35 protein-coding genes are annotated in these 15,533 nt (G+C 55.3%); 14 read left to right on the forward strand and 21 right to left on the reverse strand.

The window, feature by feature from the left end; genetic code table 11:
• Positions 1 to 4: 4 nt before the first annotated feature.
• The 20 genes from ABF824_RS05185 to ABF824_RS05280 all read right to left on the reverse strand — a co-directional run bounded on the left by ABF824_RS05185 (position 5) and on the right by ABF824_RS05280 (position 8,083).
• Positions 5 to 238, reverse strand: a complete 234-nt coding sequence (locus ABF824_RS05185) for a helix-turn-helix transcriptional regulator (protein ID WP_415486822.1) — start codon at positions 236 to 238, stop codon at positions 5 to 7.
• A complete protein-coding gene (locus tag ABF824_RS05190; protein WP_415486823.1) occupies positions 231 to 446 on the reverse strand; it encodes a hypothetical protein in 216 nt (71 codons plus the stop codon). The genes ABF824_RS05185 and ABF824_RS05190 overlap by 8 nt, the downstream gene beginning before the upstream one ends.
• A complete protein-coding gene (locus ABF824_RS05195; RefSeq protein ID WP_415486824.1) occupies positions 443 to 613 on the reverse strand; it encodes a hypothetical protein in 171 nt (56 codons plus the stop codon). The genes ABF824_RS05190 and ABF824_RS05195 overlap by 4 nt, the downstream gene beginning before the upstream one ends.
• Positions 610 to 840 carry a hypothetical protein gene (locus ABF824_RS05200; protein ID WP_415486825.1) on the reverse strand — a complete coding sequence of 77 codons (231 nt, stop codon included), beginning with the start codon at positions 838 to 840 and terminating at the stop codon, positions 610 to 612. Before ABF824_RS05200 ends, ABF824_RS05195 begins: the two co-directional genes overlap by 4 nt.
• Positions 833 to 1,576, reverse strand: coding sequence for a type ISP restriction/modification enzyme (locus tag ABF824_RS05205; RefSeq protein ID WP_415486826.1), 744 nt, complete (start codon positions 1,574 to 1,576; stop codon positions 833 to 835). The genes ABF824_RS05200 and ABF824_RS05205 overlap by 8 nt, the downstream gene beginning before the upstream one ends.
• Complete coding sequence (locus tag ABF824_RS05210) at positions 1,566 to 1,748, reverse strand: type ISP restriction/modification enzyme (RefSeq protein WP_415486827.1); 183 nt, start codon at positions 1,746 to 1,748, stop codon at positions 1,566 to 1,568. Before ABF824_RS05210 ends, ABF824_RS05205 begins: the two co-directional genes overlap by 11 nt.
• Before the next feature lies 1 nt (position 1,749).
• Positions 1,750 to 2,175 carry a hypothetical protein gene (locus ABF824_RS05215; RefSeq protein WP_415486828.1) on the reverse strand — a complete coding sequence of 142 codons (426 nt, stop codon included), beginning with the start codon at positions 2,173 to 2,175 and terminating at the stop codon, positions 1,750 to 1,752.
• A complete protein-coding gene (locus tag ABF824_RS05220) occupies positions 2,168 to 2,371 on the reverse strand; it encodes a hypothetical protein (protein ID WP_415486829.1) in 204 nt (67 codons plus the stop codon). The genes ABF824_RS05215 and ABF824_RS05220 overlap by 8 nt, the downstream gene beginning before the upstream one ends.
• On the reverse strand, positions 2,368 to 2,766 hold the full coding sequence (locus ABF824_RS05225) for a hypothetical protein (protein ID WP_415486830.1): 399 nt from the start codon (positions 2,764 to 2,766) through the stop codon (positions 2,368 to 2,370). The genes ABF824_RS05220 and ABF824_RS05225 overlap by 4 nt, the downstream gene beginning before the upstream one ends.
• Positions 2,766 to 3,137: a hypothetical protein gene (locus ABF824_RS05230; RefSeq protein ID WP_415486831.1), complete on the reverse strand. Its 372-nt coding sequence runs from the start codon at positions 3,135 to 3,137 to the stop codon at positions 2,766 to 2,768. The genes ABF824_RS05225 and ABF824_RS05230 overlap by 1 nt, the downstream gene beginning before the upstream one ends.
• Positions 3,134 to 3,268: a hypothetical protein gene (locus ABF824_RS05235; protein ID WP_415486832.1), complete on the reverse strand. Its 135-nt coding sequence runs from the start codon at positions 3,266 to 3,268 to the stop codon at positions 3,134 to 3,136. Before ABF824_RS05235 ends, ABF824_RS05230 begins: the two co-directional genes overlap by 4 nt.
• Positions 3,269 to 3,270: 2 nt before the next feature.
• Positions 3,271 to 4,248 (reverse strand): recombinase RecT, encoded by a 978-nt coding sequence (locus ABF824_RS05240; protein ID WP_415486833.1) that lies wholly within the window; start codon positions 4,246 to 4,248, stop codon positions 3,271 to 3,273.
• Positions 4,248 to 5,186 carry a PD-(D/E)XK nuclease-like domain-containing protein gene (locus ABF824_RS05245; protein WP_415486834.1) on the reverse strand — a complete coding sequence of 313 codons (939 nt, stop codon included), beginning with the start codon at positions 5,184 to 5,186 and terminating at the stop codon, positions 4,248 to 4,250. Before ABF824_RS05245 ends, ABF824_RS05240 begins: the two co-directional genes overlap by 1 nt.
• Complete coding sequence (locus ABF824_RS05250) at positions 5,183 to 5,506, reverse strand: hypothetical protein (RefSeq protein WP_415486835.1); 324 nt, start codon at positions 5,504 to 5,506, stop codon at positions 5,183 to 5,185. The genes ABF824_RS05245 and ABF824_RS05250 overlap by 4 nt, the downstream gene beginning before the upstream one ends.
• A gap of 45 nt (positions 5,507 to 5,551) precedes the next feature.
• Positions 5,552 to 5,977: a hypothetical protein gene (locus tag ABF824_RS05255; RefSeq protein ID WP_415486836.1), complete on the reverse strand. Its 426-nt coding sequence runs from the start codon at positions 5,975 to 5,977 to the stop codon at positions 5,552 to 5,554.
• Positions 5,974 to 6,261, reverse strand: a complete 288-nt coding sequence (locus tag ABF824_RS05260) for a hypothetical protein (protein ID WP_415486837.1) — start codon at positions 6,259 to 6,261, stop codon at positions 5,974 to 5,976. The genes ABF824_RS05255 and ABF824_RS05260 overlap by 4 nt, the downstream gene beginning before the upstream one ends.
• On the reverse strand, positions 6,258 to 6,488 hold the full coding sequence (locus ABF824_RS05265) for a hypothetical protein (RefSeq protein ID WP_415486838.1): 231 nt from the start codon (positions 6,486 to 6,488) through the stop codon (positions 6,258 to 6,260). Before ABF824_RS05265 ends, ABF824_RS05260 begins: the two co-directional genes overlap by 4 nt.
• Before the next feature lie 55 nt (positions 6,489 to 6,543).
• Entirely contained in the window at positions 6,544 to 6,813 is a 270-nt protein-coding gene (locus ABF824_RS05270; protein ID WP_415486839.1) for a hypothetical protein, read from the reverse strand.
• Between the two features lie 180 nt (positions 6,814 to 6,993).
• Positions 6,994 to 7,287: a hypothetical protein gene (locus ABF824_RS05275; RefSeq protein ID WP_415486840.1), complete on the reverse strand. Its 294-nt coding sequence runs from the start codon at positions 7,285 to 7,287 to the stop codon at positions 6,994 to 6,996.
• 418 nt (positions 7,288 to 7,705) lie between these two features.
• Entirely contained in the window at positions 7,706 to 8,083 is a 378-nt protein-coding gene (locus tag ABF824_RS05280; protein WP_415486841.1) for a helix-turn-helix domain-containing protein, read from the reverse strand.
• 92 nt (positions 8,084 to 8,175) lie between these two features.
• Here ABF824_RS05280 and ABF824_RS05285 point away from each other — a divergent pair, with 92 nt between their 5' ends.
• From ABF824_RS05285 to ssb, 3 genes are all read left to right on the forward strand, one after another.
• Complete coding sequence (locus tag ABF824_RS05285) at positions 8,176 to 8,367, forward strand: YdaS family helix-turn-helix protein (RefSeq protein WP_415486842.1); 192 nt, start codon at positions 8,176 to 8,178, stop codon at positions 8,365 to 8,367.
• A gap of 100 nt (positions 8,368 to 8,467) precedes the next feature.
• Complete coding sequence (locus ABF824_RS05290) at positions 8,468 to 8,665, forward strand: hypothetical protein (RefSeq protein WP_415486843.1); 198 nt, start codon at positions 8,468 to 8,470, stop codon at positions 8,663 to 8,665.
• Positions 8,666 to 9,142, forward strand: coding sequence for a single-stranded DNA-binding protein (ssb, locus tag ABF824_RS05295; RefSeq protein WP_415486844.1), 477 nt, complete (start codon positions 8,666 to 8,668; stop codon positions 9,140 to 9,142).
• Here ssb and ABF824_RS05300 read toward each other — a convergent pair.
• Positions 9,139 to 9,330: a hypothetical protein gene (locus ABF824_RS05300; protein WP_415486845.1), complete on the reverse strand. Its 192-nt coding sequence runs from the start codon at positions 9,328 to 9,330 to the stop codon at positions 9,139 to 9,141. The genes ssb and ABF824_RS05300 overlap by 4 nt on opposite strands.
• 51 nt (positions 9,331 to 9,381) lie before the next feature.
• Here ABF824_RS05300 and ABF824_RS05305 point away from each other — a divergent pair, with 51 nt between their 5' ends.
• The 11 genes from ABF824_RS05305 (at position 9,382) to ABF824_RS05355 (ending at position 15,365) form a co-directional block, all read left to right on the forward strand.
• Positions 9,382 to 9,684, forward strand: a complete 303-nt coding sequence (locus tag ABF824_RS05305) for a hypothetical protein (RefSeq protein ID WP_415486846.1) — start codon at positions 9,382 to 9,384, stop codon at positions 9,682 to 9,684.
• Entirely contained in the window at positions 9,660 to 9,941 is a 282-nt protein-coding gene (locus tag ABF824_RS05310; protein WP_415486847.1) for a hypothetical protein, read from the forward strand. Before ABF824_RS05305 ends, ABF824_RS05310 begins: the two co-directional genes overlap by 25 nt.
• The gene (locus ABF824_RS05315) at positions 9,938 to 10,159 is read left to right on the forward strand and encodes a hypothetical protein (RefSeq protein WP_415486848.1); all 222 of its coding nucleotides are present in this window, start codon (positions 9,938 to 9,940) and stop codon (positions 10,157 to 10,159) included. Before ABF824_RS05310 ends, ABF824_RS05315 begins: the two co-directional genes overlap by 4 nt.
• Positions 10,156 to 10,410, forward strand: coding sequence for a DUF2312 domain-containing protein (locus ABF824_RS05320; protein WP_415486849.1), 255 nt, complete (start codon positions 10,156 to 10,158; stop codon positions 10,408 to 10,410). Before ABF824_RS05315 ends, ABF824_RS05320 begins: the two co-directional genes overlap by 4 nt.
• The gene (locus ABF824_RS05325; RefSeq protein ID WP_415486850.1) at positions 10,404 to 10,610 is read left to right on the forward strand and encodes a hypothetical protein; all 207 of its coding nucleotides are present in this window, start codon (positions 10,404 to 10,406) and stop codon (positions 10,608 to 10,610) included. The genes ABF824_RS05320 and ABF824_RS05325 overlap by 7 nt, the downstream gene beginning before the upstream one ends.
• Before the next feature lies 1 nt (position 10,611).
• Positions 10,612 to 11,832 carry a DNA cytosine methyltransferase gene (locus ABF824_RS05330; protein WP_415486851.1) on the forward strand — a complete coding sequence of 407 codons (1,221 nt, stop codon included), beginning with the start codon at positions 10,612 to 10,614 and terminating at the stop codon, positions 11,830 to 11,832.
• Complete coding sequence (locus ABF824_RS05335) at positions 11,823 to 12,230, forward strand: hypothetical protein (RefSeq protein ID WP_415486852.1); 408 nt, start codon at positions 11,823 to 11,825, stop codon at positions 12,228 to 12,230. Before ABF824_RS05330 ends, ABF824_RS05335 begins: the two co-directional genes overlap by 10 nt.
• Positions 12,227 to 12,586, forward strand: a complete 360-nt coding sequence (locus ABF824_RS05340) for a hypothetical protein (protein ID WP_415486853.1) — start codon at positions 12,227 to 12,229, stop codon at positions 12,584 to 12,586. The genes ABF824_RS05335 and ABF824_RS05340 overlap by 4 nt, the downstream gene beginning before the upstream one ends.
• Before the next feature lie 112 nt (positions 12,587 to 12,698).
• Positions 12,699 to 12,971 carry a hypothetical protein gene (locus ABF824_RS05345; RefSeq protein WP_415486854.1) on the forward strand — a complete coding sequence of 91 codons (273 nt, stop codon included), beginning with the start codon at positions 12,699 to 12,701 and terminating at the stop codon, positions 12,969 to 12,971.
• Positions 12,968 to 13,879 (forward strand): helix-turn-helix domain-containing protein, encoded by a 912-nt coding sequence (locus tag ABF824_RS05350; protein ID WP_415486855.1) that lies wholly within the window; start codon positions 12,968 to 12,970, stop codon positions 13,877 to 13,879. The genes ABF824_RS05345 and ABF824_RS05350 overlap by 4 nt, the downstream gene beginning before the upstream one ends.
• Positions 13,866 to 15,365, forward strand: coding sequence for a replicative DNA helicase (locus ABF824_RS05355; RefSeq protein WP_415486856.1), 1,500 nt, complete (start codon positions 13,866 to 13,868; stop codon positions 15,363 to 15,365). The genes ABF824_RS05350 and ABF824_RS05355 overlap by 14 nt, the downstream gene beginning before the upstream one ends.
• Positions 15,366 to 15,533 lie beyond the last annotated feature (168 nt).

The following is a 15,533-nucleotide window of genomic DNA, read 5'->3' on the forward strand; positions in this document are numbered from 1 at the left end:
GATTCTAATGACCGGTGATCGCATCCATTAATTCATCAGACTGCGAGGCAGCGGACAGACCGGCCTTCTCATTGATAAAAGCGTCCAGTTGGTCACGCAACCAAACCGGGCGTCGGGGACTCATATAGACTGGCTTGATCTTAGGTTGGACCATAGAGCGAAACATCGTCTCTGTGATACCGAGATACCGCGCCGCCTCTCGTATAGGCAGGCAGCGCGGCGTGATCGTCTCACTCATCTGTCGTCTGCTCCTCTGTCGGATGAAGCCACTCCTCAACGTCGATGCCCCCATTACTGGTGAATTTAGGGATCTTCGAAGAAGACGCCCATTGCGTAAGAACGCAGGCGCGAAAGAAACTGTCTTCCCAACTCTTGCGATCAAACGAATCAAGCGCTCGATCCATGGCCCACATGCGTATTTCAGCGTCGAGACGTTGCTTGCTCACGCTCGCACCTCATCGCTGACCAGCTGCAATTCCGCCAAGCGAATACAGCCGAGTATTGTGGGGAAGGGCATTCCGTCGCTGCGTTCTGCGATTGTCGCGAGGATTGCCCGTACCAGACTGGCGGCGCGTGGGTCTGCACCGCCGAATAGGGGTGTGGGGGCGGTCATGGTGTTGACCTCGCGCGGATGGCAGAAATTGCGGCATCAACACCATTGTTGAACCACTGCTCAGGCATGGAGAAATCAGGAATCCGCGTTTCTTTCAGTGATTGCAGAAGACTCTCCCGCTCATCCTTCCGGCACGCCTCGCCGTACGCGCGGAGTTGGTCGGCGGAATAGTAACGATCTCCATAAACCACTACGTCACTCCCAGGCAGCTTCACTTCATCAGACATTCGCGCCCTCCTTTGATAAGTTTGGAGAATCAGCATGGAACAATCGCAATGGGGGTAGAGATTTTACAATTCTGGTAGTCTCCAAACTGATATTTATCACCCGCAACAGTAGATCGAGTGGGTATCTGGGATTTCTTTCTTCCTCAATAGCCCAATCATTGGGGTCGTTTCGTATGCCACTGGCCTTATCAGTTTTGACCCTCTGGCCGTCCATCACCCAACCGATGGCGGTCTTCCCATTAAGAATATAGTCATATGCTTCCAAAGGAATTCCTGAAACGGCAATATATTCGTTATAAATAATAATTGCTTTATCCTGCTCTGGTCGCTTCCCCGCGAATTTCATCTTCTCGACACGGTAGAATTTTTCAGGGTTGTACGCTGCCATTTCCGGGCATTTGAACCGAAGTTCAGCCGGATACATATCCCCACTGTCGAAATTAATGTGCATATCACCTAACGTTTTCCCGGAATGTGAAAAATTCCAAAAATCTTCTGCTGTCGCCACGCGGGGTATGCGGGGAAGTTCTTTACGAAGATTATTCGCATATCGTGTTCGGTATTCTTCTGAGTGTAAAATACCATATACGTAATAAAACAGGTCTCTCTTCGTTATCTCTTCTCCGGGATACGCTTCAAGGAAGTGATTCAATCCCTCGTCAGTAATAGCATCGCGCCTGATATAGCTTCTGCACTCGTTCTCGTCTGAACAAAATGCACCCTGATTATTTCTCATCTTTATTTTCCATATCGTAAACATATAGCGGGAATGACTGCGCCCCATCAGGAGCAATATGCAGGTCTGATAATTGCTTGACCATAAGAGCGCCGAAGCCAGATCGGGTTCCGCCACTAGCTGTTATGCATATGACAAGGTTCACATCGTAACTTCTCTTATCCCATGCCACTTCACATATCCTGTTTCTTTTTCAGTTTTTTTGAGCATGAAATGCAACCGTTTACGATTCCCCGTTTTAGAGCTGAAAAAGAAACAGGTGATCTGTATCCGCACTCACACACAGTCTCTGCAACAAATCCTCTACTTCCTGTTTTTCCCCAACTGCCAAATTGGATACCTTCGATAGTCCTGAGCCCTATGCGTTTTCCTACATATTCACGTTCAAGGGCATCTTTTTTCTTTAGGCTTCCCTGTATTCTCTGGCATTTTCTACAAGAATGACCTTTCCCGTCCCTTATAAGATGCCCGAACACATGCGTTACATCGCCGCAATCGCACCTGACATAAAACCTTGCTCGACCAGATATTGAAGGGGCGAGGCCAATAACAACGCGCTTTCCGAACCGCTGGCCCCTTATGTCAACAACTTCACGCATCAGTAATTTTCTTTATTTTTCTTGAGTATGTAAACATACTTGTTGTTTTTTTATCTATGAATACTGGGAATTGGCCTATGCGAGCGGGTTTGTTTATATCTTTTCCACGAACTGTTTTTACGCTTCCCACCAGACGATATTCGGTAGAGGGATATCGCGTTTCATCGGCGCATATGACTAACTGACCATCACTCACAGTCCGGCCTCCTTCATGGCGGCGGCTGTTGTTGCAGCCTGCTCAGCTTCGGCTCTTGTGGGAAATTCGTGAATTTCTCCGTCCTCATCTTGGAATGCGAAGAAGGTTCGAATATCACCAGCCTCGACCGTTTCCACGATTTCAAATGGTTTTGTCTCACAGAGCATGTCGGCCATATCTGCATACCCGCTTTCAGGATCATCAACCATATAAAACCATGAATGACCCTTCAGTATCTCATCACGCGCCCGTTCGTAACCGCGCTGTTCGGCTTCTTCGACATAGGCTTTTGCTACAGCCGCCAATGCTTGCCTTGCTGACGGGCTCAACTCAGGCTGCCAATCGAGAACACAATTCTTCAACTGAACGATCTGCTCTTCTCTTGTCCGGGCCATTACTTGCGGTCCTCGAAAATGGATGGATGTGCGCAGAAATACACAGGGAAACATTCCTCTGGCCGTTTACCGCTTCCGCCAACACGCCACCAATTCCGCGTCAGTGAAGAGGGCGCGAAATACCACATAGAGCAAACATTCCCTTCCTTATCCATTCCGATAACATGCTTTGTGGTTCCGTCATGTTCACCAATCGGCCTCCACATCGCGGCGAGGGCGGCTTTGAGGGCTTCACGCGCGTCTCCCGAATATGCGCGCCAATTTGCTCCCATGTCGCTCTGGATATCTGAATCGTTGCCATCCGGGTCAGCGCCGTTGTTTACGCAGATTGCCCGCGCCGCCGCCTCGATCATTTCTGGGGTCGGGGTCATTGCGCCCCTCCCCAAGCAGCACGCACAAGCGCCGCAATCTCCGCATCATCCGAGAACCGCTCTGCCAGTTTCCGCAGGAGCGCATCCTTCGCGTCCTCTTGCCGCATCTGTTCGGCGAATACGTCGTTCATGTTCATGCTGGCTCTCCCGCGAGATCGAGTTGCTTTGTTCCCGTTCGCTTCAAGGCATTCTCCAAAGCATCCGCCAGCTCTTGAGACTTCTCTGATGTTTCAGCCTGATCCATCGCTTCGTTCACCGCTGGCTCAAGTTCCTGAACCTGCTGAAGCGTGCGGGCCTGTGCCAGTTGCTCGGTGAGGGAAGGGGCTGCGATCTGGGGCGCCTCACCCATGGCTGCGGCCATGAAGTCATCCTCTGGTGGTGCGGCAATGGCAGGGGCGGATTCAGTGATATCGTGAAGAGCATCAATGCGGTGAACGGCTTGCTCGAAGCGCTCAACCTCCTTGTCCGTGCTCAACGGGAGGCGCTTCACAAGGCGACGAATAGCTGTCTTCCGGGCCATTTCATCTGACCACTGCGCCCATGGACCTTTCGCCCAATCCTTATTGACGTTGCGGACTTTCTCGACCTGCTTCCAAGACAAGACTTCGCGGATCGGGTCTGATCCATCCTTAAGCCGAGCGATGGCGTAAACTGCAACGATACTTCCGTCTGTTTTAGCAAGGTCGCGCTCATGCTCAATGCGTTCATCGTCTCCCATGATGACGCTGAACTTCTCGCCTTCGTACACGATCTGAGAAGTGATGCTGGCGATCTGTCCGCTATTGCGCGCCAGTTTCATGAGGCCGGCCACCATCGGCATCCATGACGCCATGTTGCAGGACTCTTTGCTGTTCCAGCGCGGGACGATTGCGCCCTCGCGGCCATCCGGGAGAAGTCCGTCAGAAGCCGCCTGAACACAGGCCATGAACAGTGATTGGGGTTTGCACTCCAGAAGCTTCGGGTTCTTCTGTACAGCGATCCTTACCACGCGCTCGAACTTGTCGAAGGTGACGTGCGTCGGCAGAACTGCCTTCACCTGAGACGAAACCTGAGCAAAGCCCGCAGCAAATGTGTCGCGGTCCATGCGCTTTACCTGACGTGATCCACTCATCACGCAAACTCCTCAATCTTGCTTTCAGACACGGCAGGCGGCTCCAGTGAGCCTTCTTCCATCTGCCGGTCGTATTCCTTGGAAACCCATGCGGGCGGCGCGATCTGGAACACGCGGTTCCGATCAGCTAGTGTCGGACGGTATCCGGGCCATTCGTCGTGTTTCAGGCACCATGCGAGAGCGCCCTTTGCGTATCGGTTGCGGGCCTCACCGATCTGGAGCGCATACGGGTCCATCTCGCATATCGACACCAGATAAGGCGGCTTCTTCGACTGGACGATGAACCAGAAACGTGTCGGATCTTCTCCTGTGACCGCGCGGTATCCCTCAAGATACCAGGCCGCCTGCTGGTGGTATCCCATATCGAAAGCTCGTTTTTGGAACTTCTCCGGATTGGCATCGTCTGCTGTTTTGTAGTCGAGCAGATAACGTCCATTGCGCGGTAGAAAGTCCGGGCGACACCTGCACCAGATCCCCGTTTCCTCGTCCTGCCAGAACATGGACTTTTCAGGTTCTCCACCAACGAAAGCCTTGGAGACGACCGGATCATTCCAGATTGCGGAACGCATCTCTTGGAGCATGTCCAGTTCAGGCCTCAGAAGCGGCGTTTTCCCTGCGGCATAGGCTGCGTCGCGCTGCTCCTTCGCATCGGTGGTCGCGTATCCAGCAGAAGGCTTCCCATCCTTCGTGAATCCCTCCACAAGAACGATCTGATCTTCGAACTTCTCCGGCTCCAGAACCATAAGGTGTCCAGCAGTTCCGATATCGAACGCTCTTTTCCTGATTCCCTGATTGTCACGCTCGTATTTGAACATGGCCGGGCAGTCTGTCGTCAGTTTCCGAGCGCCCGTGCTGGATAGGCTCATAGGCAGGCATGGGTCCGCGTGATAGGCATCGTTCGAAAGGTCGTAGATGCCGGCTTTGGTGATCTGCGTCATCGTACCCATCCCGCCTGATCGAATGCCACGTCAGCAAAGATCATCGCGCCTTCCATGATTGCGTCGCGTTCATCAGCGCGAATACTGTTCGCAGACCGGCGCAGATCGTTCGTCAGTTCGGCCAGCTCAAGTTCGATTGAGCTGATCTGGTCCTCGAACTCGTTTGCCAGATCGTCATCTGCTTTCATCCGCGCCATGGTCTCGCGCATCGCCTCAAGCTGGAACGCAGTCTCTTCGCGTTTCCCAATGCGATACGCATCATCTTTCGTCAGGCCGCACACCTGCATCTCACCCTCCATTGTTGGAGAAACATCGGACAAACTCGTCCATGGAACCGGGGCCGCAACCCCGGGAACACGGGCGTGTCAGTTGCCGGCCAAAGCCTCGAACCCGGCCAGAAGCCCAGCCCACACGACGAACATCAGCGCGGCCATTCCGACAGCAACGCGCGTCGATACCGTGATGCTGTCGGGCAGTTTCGCAACCTGCTCATCTAACCACCGGAGCACCATGCCGATCGCGTCGCTCGTGTTTGCGGGCATGGAGACGATCTGTTGCCAGATGCGCGGCAGGACAATCAGCGTGATTGGACGGTCCATATACTCGCGGCAGATATCCAACTCCGTATGGAGGCCGGTGATCGTCATTGCCTGTTCGCGGTTTCGCCTGTGCAGGTGGTCGTTCTCTGAGACAACCGCATCGTGTGACCGCTGCAATTCTTTCGCCGCACGCTCGATCATCGGGTAATCGTGGTGCGTCAGGCCGTGGGCGAGGGTGGTCATGGCGTTCATGCTGCTTCTCCCTTCATAGCGGCGTCGATGTCTATTCGAAATTGTATTCTGCTTTCTGGGTATTTCGCGTTTTCATTCATGAAGATCATATCGAATGATCCACCTTCGCTCCGCTCTAGAACAACCACCCTGTCAGCCAACCAATCCAACCGCCGCGTATCCGCTTCCGAAACCTCCAGAGCAGCCCGCAGCATGTTCTCAGCGACCTTGCGCGGCCCTTCTGACACCGGCGTGTTGCGCATCGCCTCGACAGCGGCGTCGATTGCTTCTTTCGTCGGGGTCATGCTGCCACGCGCTCCATCTCGTTTCGGAGATCTGCATCAGCCCGAGCAAACTCTTCACTCAGCGCCTTATTGGAATCCATGATCATGCGAGCTCCGACTTCAAACGCCTCTCCAACCAGCTCGCAGATTTCGGTCTTCAAATCATATGAAAACCTGTCGTCCTTCATTACGCTTTCAAAAATGTCGGAAAGCGTTCTGTAGTTTTTATTCTGCATCAGAACCTCCATGTCGTGCCGTATCCGGCTACCAAGCGAGGACCGAAGCCCTCGTGGAGCAGTGGGATCAGGAGAACATGAGAAAATCACGCCGAGCATCTGCTGCATCTTCGAGCATATTTTCATGCTCCTCCCTCAGCGTGTCATCGAAACGATCAATGCAGATTCCCAGATCGCCATAGAGATCGAGCATCGGTCCTTCCGCGTTTTCAAACTCTTCTGGGATATCGGCTCCTAAAGCCTTCACCGCCTGAATTGCGGAAATGACGGCGTCTCGTGCATCACGGAGTGCTGCAAGTCTGTCGTCTTGTGCTGGTGTGTAGAAAGAGAGTGCCATCCCATCCTCCGTCCGGCGTGCCGGTGTGCGGTGTTGATGGGATTATGTTTGCCGCACAAACATTTTGCGGTCAAGAGAAAAGTTTATGGGACAAACATTTTATTTCCGCCGTCCATTCCGCCGCCAAAATCCGGGCAAAAAAAATCCCGGCGCGAAGGCCGGGAGGGGGACGCTGCGTTTTTACAGCCAGTGAGGAGCTTTAGCTAAACCAATCAACGCAGCCAGAAGGGCTATCAGGCCACCAGCTCCCACAGGAGCCTGCCACCAACTTGGTATTTTAGCGATTAGGATGTCTATTTTCCCCGACATCGAGGCGACACTCACCTTCAGGTCGGTCAAGTCTTTCTTGACTACCTTCATATCTTCTTCAAGAGCGGTCAGGCGTCTGTCCATACCACCATCATAGCCGTCCCCATCGCGACTTCCCATCTCTTTTTTTGTTTCCTGCGGCGGGAAGGGATAGATAATGACCATTAGGAGAAATCCTCGCTATCGATGACAGCGCTAAGTAAAAAATAGTTTATATGTGCACAGTTAATACATCCAACATTTATCGTCGCAATACGATATCGAAGGCTTGTTGTATCAAGGTTATCTATACCTATAGTGCTAGCGCTCCACATCTCCTCATGAGAACAAATATTGCACTTATAATTACCGCCTGCTTTTTTATTGAGATACCGCGTTAGTTTTGAGGAAAATTCCTCATATGAAAAACTTCTTATTTTAGTGTCGTTATTTTTATTTTCATCCATTCGGATGTTCCTTTCGTCCCTACGCGCTCCGCAACCCAAATCACTGCATAACCGCCATTAACCTGTCCAATGTTCCCCATCCGTTCTCATTTGTGAGATGGTTCGCATGAAGTGAGAAGGAGAGGGGTATGGGGGAGTTAAGCGGCATTAGAGTCTTGAGCGCGGACAGCGTTCCGAAGCGCGATCTTCAGCGCCCCACGATCTTCCTCGCTTATACTGCGCCACGCATCGAGCAGTCGGCGCTCGTCGTCGTTCTTGGCGAAATCATCCGCCACGCTGACCGGCACCGACGTTTTTCCAACAAGGTAATCGAGAGGGATTTCATAAAACTCGGATAGAGCATGTGCTGCATCTAGGCTTATGCCCGTTCTTGCGCCCTCGGCGTTCGCAATGTGGGCCCTAGATACTCCGGTAGCAGCGGATACGTCTTCCTGAGTCAGTTTATGACCTTCGTCAGCCGCCTTATCCAAGCGTGCCTTCCTTAATCGATCGGCCATGATCTGACGGTTATACATGCGACCACTATGGCACACGTCGGGGAATAATAAGTTTGCCGCGCAAACAAAATGCTTGCTGTCTGACGTGTTCGTGTGGCAAACATTTCAACATGAAACCTCGTGATCTCATCGCCCGCGTTGGTGGGCCTTCTGTGTTGGGTAAGGCGCTAGGCGTCAAACATTCCACCCCAATTCTATGGAAAGAAATTCCGGCACATCACTGCCCGGTGATCGAGCGCGAGTTCGGCATTCCTCGCGAAGAACTACGCCCCGACCTGTTCCGCCGCGAGGCCGCAGAATGATCCACCTCATCGCCTACGCCGCGTTCATCGTCGGCTGGATCATCCTCGCGCTCTGCGTGGCCGTCGCGTTCGGACAGACCGTGCGGATGGGAGAGCGGTCGTGAGCGCCACCATTCCCACAGGCTATCGCAAGGTCGGCGCTCTCCGGGGTGGCCACTGGTTCCCGCTGGCCAAGACAAGATCAGGCGAGCCGATCTCGCAGCAACTCATGAACACGTGGCGGTCCCTGCGGAAATGGGACGTGAAGATCGTCAACGATGGCGACACGGCGATTTATTGCGCGAAAAGGATCGGTTGAATGGCTGGCAGCGTGAATAAGGTTATTCTGGTCGGTTTTCTCGGGAAAGACCCGGAAATCCGCACCAGTCAGAACGGCCAGAAAATCGCCAGTCTGTCGGTAGCCACGAGCGAAACGTGGACTGACAAGGCGTCCGGAGAGCGTAAAGAGCGCACTGAATGGAGCCGCATCGTTATTTTCAATGAGCGTCTTGCCGATGTGGCGGAGCGGTTCCTGCGCAAAGGCCGCAAGGTCTATCTGGAAGGCTCTCTCCAGACGCGGAAATGGACGGACCAATCCGGGCAGGAGAAATACACGACCGAGATCGTGCTTGACCGCTTCCGTGGTGAGCTGGTGCTTCTCGATGGCCGCGGCTCGGACGATGCCAGCGAACAGCAGAACGGCCAGCCACAGCAGCGCGGGAATAACCAGCCACGCCAGCAGCCACGCAATGCTTCTTCTCAGTCGTCTTGGGACGACGAAGAACCGCCGTTCTAAGCGCACGACACCCCGCCCATGATCGCCACTTCCACCCGCGCCGCCAGCAGCATCCGGGCCTCAAGCGAGGCGCCCGGATGCAGCGTGGCCCATGTTCGAGCCGCCGTGACAAGCGACTGCTCGATGATGGGCTGTGCACGCTTGTCGAGGACGCAATCCTCGAACTTCCTGCGTGGTTCATCCTCCATGTTTGTCTCCTCCAATCCTCCTGTCTGCAAAACGGAGATTGGAGAATCAGCATGGAAATTTCTCGGTTTAATCTTTCCCCCAAAAGTTCGACTGACATGATCACGAACGAACAGTGCATTGAGACGGTAAGCGCGTCTCTTCAAGAGAAATACGGGGATTTTCGTAATGCCGCCAAGCGCGTGTCACGGGCGCGCGGATGGACGGTTAAGGCATTCACAAACTGGTTCTACGGCAAGAACGCGCCCCGGATGCAGGACTTGATTGTCCTGATGGCGGATTGCCCCGAGCTTCAAGAGAAGGTCGACCGCATGGTCGAAGAAACGAGGAAATGCCTACAGCAATCCAAACTTTGAAATGGCGAGGCTTTGGTTTTGATCGAGGCGACGGCTTTGTGGAGCTTCGTTTTGGTGTGATCGGCTTCGCATTTACTCGTCAAAGCCTGTGGGCTGAGGTTCAGGAATTACGCGCAAAAAACGCTGAACTGTCCGCGATGAATGATGATCTTCAGTTTGCATGCAAGAACATGCGGCGCCGGATCATTTGCATTCAAGCCGCAGTGGATATGGGTAAGGACATCACGATCACCATCAATGGGGAGAGCGTGGAATGACACCTTTCCCAGTCGAAGAAATCCGCAGCCGTCTTGCTGACCGGGTGGAACTCGCTGGCGGTCAGCGTGCGCTTTCTCGCCAAATTGGCATAGCGCAGCCGGTGATCTCAGCAGTGTTATCAGGGCAGCGCGAGACGATTCCTGAAAGCCTGATCAATGCGCTCGGATATTGCGTGCGGCCGATGTGCGTTCCGGCACTGAAAGGGATGAACCGATGACAGAGATCGGACACAATACGGGCGGCATCGCTGCCGATCGGCTGCGTTCGATCGTGGAGCGGGTCGAAAGACTGGAGGAAGAGCGCAAGGCCCTCTCAGGCGATATCAAGGATATCTTTTCGGAAGCGAAATCTGCTGGCTTCGACGTGAAAGTACTGAAGCAAATCATCCGCATTCGGAAGCAGGAGCCTGCCGAGGTCGAAGAGCAGGAAACGCTTCTGGATATCTATCGGAGAGCGCTCGGATGCTGAAGATCCTCCAAGCCCTGCGCCCGTCCAACGAAGTCCAACGCCTGCGTCGTCGGGTTGCTGCCCTCTCCAATGAGAACGCCCGGTTCCTCGGGCTTGTGGCATCTCGCGACAGGGAAATTGAGCGGCTGAAAGGCCAGCTCGCCGGTCGCGACCGGATGCTGCGGGAGTATCGCCGCGAAGCGAACGGGAGGTTCGTTTGATATGTCCGTCTATTATAATGAATGGGACAAAGACACAGCGGAATGGTTGCGTGCGCTTATCGCCGCCGGAGAAATCCCCGACGGTTTCGTTGACACCAGATCAATCAGAGATGTTCGACCTGAGGATCTTGTCGGATACAGGCAATGGCACTTCTTCGCAGGTATCGGAGGATGGCCGCTTGCCCTTCGCTGGGCCGGTCTTGAAGGTCGCGCAGGAATCGTCACGGGATCACCTCCCTGCCAGCCCTTCAGTGTCGCGGGAAAGCAACTCGCCCAAGACGACGAACGACACCTTGCCCCCGTCTGGCTTAATATCGTCCTTGCAATCCGCCCTGAACTCATCTTTGGAGAGCAGGTTTGGGCGGCCGTCAATAAATGCTGGATCGATGATTTATTCGAGCGAGCAGAAGCTGCAGGATACGCCTGCGCAGCGGCGGGTATTCCGGCTGCGGGTGTGGGTGCCCCGCACCAGAGAGACAGACTCTTTTTCGGCATGGCCGACGCCTCACGCGAACTCGACGACGGGCGCCGGTGCATCCGGAAGAAAGGGTGGCCTGAACATACAGACGGCGGTGAATCTTGCATCCTGGCCGCCCGCAGCCGCGCGGGATTGGAAAGACACGCCGGGAATGGAGACCACTCGAAAGGACGGTCGTTCCCGGCTGGACCAACTGCCGAGAGTGGCATTAATTGCCGGGTGGGGAACGCCGATAGCGAACGATTGCCAGTCGACCCATTGTTACGGGAAAACGAGGGCGGACGGGTCACGGGAGAAGATACTGAAGCTGCCGGGGCAGTCACTTCTCGCAGCGTGGCCCACGCCAACGGTGGGGAACGCGTCCGGTTCTCAAATGGCGAAGGACGCGAGCCCAACAGGGGAGCGACCAGATGGAAGAAAGGCGACCGTTTCTCTGAACCAGATTGCATTGATGACTGGCCCCGTAAGGATGTGCCAGGATGGAACGATGTTGACTGGCTCCTCTGCCGAGATGGAAAGTGGAGGTCGGTTGAATCCGGCACATTCCCGTTGGCTGATGGGCTTTCCAAAATCGTGGGACCATGCAGCGATCCAAGCAGCTATCTCTGTAGCAACCCGCAAGCGTGGCGCACGCAACGCCTCAAAGGCTACGGGAACGCGATCGTCCCGCAAGCCGCCAGCATCTTCATCGAAGAATTCGTCGGCACCATCACACGATTTGAGGAGTGCCAGCCATGCGCATAGTTGACGATGCACTTTATGGCGACGTGAAGCCTCGCAAGCGCCACCAGCACCACGAGGACGCTCTCCACACCCAGATTGCCCGTGCGCTGGAAATGCTGCTCGACCGGGAAAAGGTCGAGTGGTGGTCGAACGAAAACCGTTTCAATGGCGCTCGTGAGGGCGCACGGAGAAAAGCGCGGGGCTGCCGTGCCGGAGTGCCAGACATGGAGTTCCATCACGATGGACGATCGCTGTTTATCGAGCTGAAGCACGGCGACAACAGGCCGACGAAAGCCCAGCGCGACATTCATGCGTCTTTGCGGCGCCAGAAAATGTCGGTGGCGGTGTGCCGGTCGCTGGATGATGTGGTCTCGGTCCTGCGGGACGTTGGGTTTCCGATGCGGGGAGAACTCGCATGAAGAGCCAACCGATCAAACGTCACCAATGTGCGCCAGAATTGGCAGGAATCATGTTCAATGAGATCGAGAAGTATCGTGCCGCGCGCGAATTGCCGCTTCAAGAAGCCTGCCAAGAGCTTCATATCTCCACAGGCCAATATAATTATTTGCGGACAGGTGGTTTCCTGACGGGGACAACATTCCTCTCGCTCTGCTACCTGCTCGATCTCGACATGGCGACAATCGGAAAAATGATCGACATTGCAGGTCAAGATGCCGAGGAGCAGCGTGCTGCATCTGTACGATTGGTGCAGGCGTGTGCTACACCAAAAACAGCGAAGGCCGGGAGTGTTGGAACCACTCGACCGGCCCTCTAACCAACGCGAGGCATGCACCCTTGCGCGGCTGATCTGGTACATGCCGGATCACGTTGCCGCCTGTCAACGATGGGCGTGGTGCGACTTCGCTCCTATGTGGAGTGAATGAGAGATGACAGTTTTACAGTTCCCAAACGCTAGCCATAATTCGCAGCCCCAACCCGCGAGCATTGACCCGATCATCAACGGGATGCTGGCGCAGGGTGGAGAGCGTGAAGCACTGGCTCAGTTCTGGCTTGCCCGCCAGCAGATGGCCGTCGCGTTCTCGCGGTGGGTTTATCTGAACAATGATTATGACACGATCACAGAGGAGTGGGGGCATACAGACCATCTGACGGCGAGGATATTCCAGTTCTGGGCAGAGATGCAGGAGGTGTCACGATGAGCTGGAAGGCACTGAACTGGGCAACATCGCAGCCCCTGAAATCATCGCGTAAGGCGGTTCTTAAATCACTCGCGAACTTTGCCAATGATGAGTGGCATGCATGGCCATCGAGAATGCTGCTTGCCGAAGACGCTGGCGTTTCTGAGCGCACATTGCGCCGGGCCCTTTCCGAACTGATCGAAGGTGGATTTATCGCTCTGGCAGACGAAAATCATCCGTCAAAAGGGTTTATTCTCACGCCCGATTCCGAAAACAAAACCGGACAATTTGACCGGAAAACCGGCCAAAATGACCAGAAAAAACCGGCCAATTTGACCGCTAGACCGGCCAATTTGTCCACAAAACCGGCCAATTTGACCGCCCCTATAGATAACCATCAGAACCATCAAGAACCAGAGAGAGGAGCGCGGGGGCGCGAGCCGATGGCCTCAACGCAGCCGGTCGAGAGCGACGACGACCTCCCGCCCTCACAGCGGCTCAAAGCAGAAATCAACCAGCGCTACATGACCCTCGGCGTGAAATGCGAACGGATCGCCGGCGACCCTCCCGGAGTGAAATTTCCCGGATCGTCGAAAATCGGGTTTGTGCGCCAGTGGCTGTGCGATGCCGTCAACGCCGGGCTGACGCTGGACGAGGCGGAGCGCGTGATTGTCGGGGCCGTGACGCGGGTTTCCAACAGGGACGGGGTAAGCAGGGGGCTCCAGTATTTCAGAGGCCCGGTGGCGGAAGACCTTGCAAAATTCGTCGCAGAACGGCGGATGGACGAACTTCGCGCCGCTGTCCCGAGCGGAGAAATGACCGAGGGCGAAATGGCCGCGTATCGCGCCTACGCCGCTCAGTGCCGGGTCGAAAAAACCGAGCGCATGAGCCCCGCTGATTGGATGGAGGCCCGCAATGTCGCAGCCTGACCCATTCGCCGGATTGCGCGGGGATAACCTTGTGCCGCCGCCCAGCAACGTCGATGCCGAGCAGGCGCTTCTTGGGGCGATCCTGACGAACAACAAGGCCTTCGATCTCACGCCATTCCTGCGGCCAGAGATGTTTGCGGTTGAGGCGCACCGTTGGCTTTACCAGCAGATCAAGCGGCAGATCGAGGCAGGCATCAACGTCACGCCTGTCACGCTTCGCAATGAGCTTCTCAGCTCGCCGCAGTTGGAGGCCGTTGGCGGCATTGGATACGTGGCGAAGCTGCTGGACGCCTGCGTGGGGATTATCAACGCTCCCGATTATGGGTGGGCGATCAAGGACGCGTGGGAGCGTCGAACGATCCTCGATCTCACCACGCAGGCCCGGTCCGAGGTTCTGTCCGGCGAGGGATTGCAGACAGGGGATATTCTCCATCGGCTCGAAACCGGCCTGCTCGATTTGGCGGGTGTCGAGACGAAGCGCACCGTCTGGTCGGGTGGGGACGCAGCCGCAGAGGCGATTTCCGAAGCGGAGAGCGCGTTCAAAAGCGGTTCTGGTATCATCGGAGCCTCCACGGGGTTTAGAGGCCTAGATGACGCTCTGGGAGGATTGGAGGAGGGGACGTTCAATGTGATCGCTGGCAGGCCGGGGCAGGGCAAGACAGGCGCTGCCTTGGGGGTGGCTGTTCGATCCGCCGTCCAGTCCGGGCTCCCCACGCTCTACTGGTCGGGAGAAATGTCGGCCAAGAGCCTGACGCGCAGGCTGATCGCCGCGTGGACAGGAATATCCGTCAATGCGATCAGGACCGGGTATCGTGAGGTTCCATCTCGATACAGCGATGGAGAAACCGAGCGCGTCAAATTGACGCAGCGGGACTTTGACGCGCTGGTGGAGGCTGAGAGAGCCATTCATAAACTGCCGCTGTTCATCTGCGATCAGTCCGCGATCAGCGTGACCGGGCTACAGGCAGTTGCACGTGGGCTGGCCCGCAAGCATGGGAAGTTGGGCCTTGTGGTCGTGGATTATCTCGACCTGATGTCGGCCTCATCATCGCGTCTTGAGCAGACGGCGAAAACGACGGAGATCAGCCAGGGGCTTCTTCATACCGGGAAATCTCTCGGTGTTCCGATGCTCATCCTACAGCAGCTTAATCGCGAAGTTGATAAGCGCGACGACAAGCGCCCTACGCTCTCAGACCTGCGAAACTCCGGACAGATCGAGCAGGACGCGGACAGCGTCACGTTCATCTATCGAGAACATTATTACCTCTCAAAACAGAAGCCGGAACGAAGAGAGCGTGAAAGCGAAATGGACTTTCTCGATCGGGAAAGCAGGTGGCGCGATCAGCTTGAGGAAACGAAGGACAAAGCTGAGTTCCTGAACCGGAAAAATCGACATGGAGAAGGGCGCGATATTCCAATGCGCTTCGACGGACCACGCACATGGTTCAGCGATCCATCCGAGAAAGTGGGGGCGCGGCCATGGTGATGCGTCAATTTCTGGAGATGAACGAGGGGGCGCGGGCATGAGGGCGTCAGGCTACGAAATAGCCGCATGGCTCGCGTGGGTCGGATTGTGCGTATGCGGGTTTTGCGGGGGGCGCTCTGCCAACGATCTGCATGGATCATGGCTATGGGCCACAATTTGGATGGCCGC

This window comes from Acetobacter sp. (genome assembly GCF_047721705.1).
In the GTDB taxonomy this organism is placed as follows: domain Bacteria; phylum Pseudomonadota; class Alphaproteobacteria; order Acetobacterales; family Acetobacteraceae; genus Acetobacter.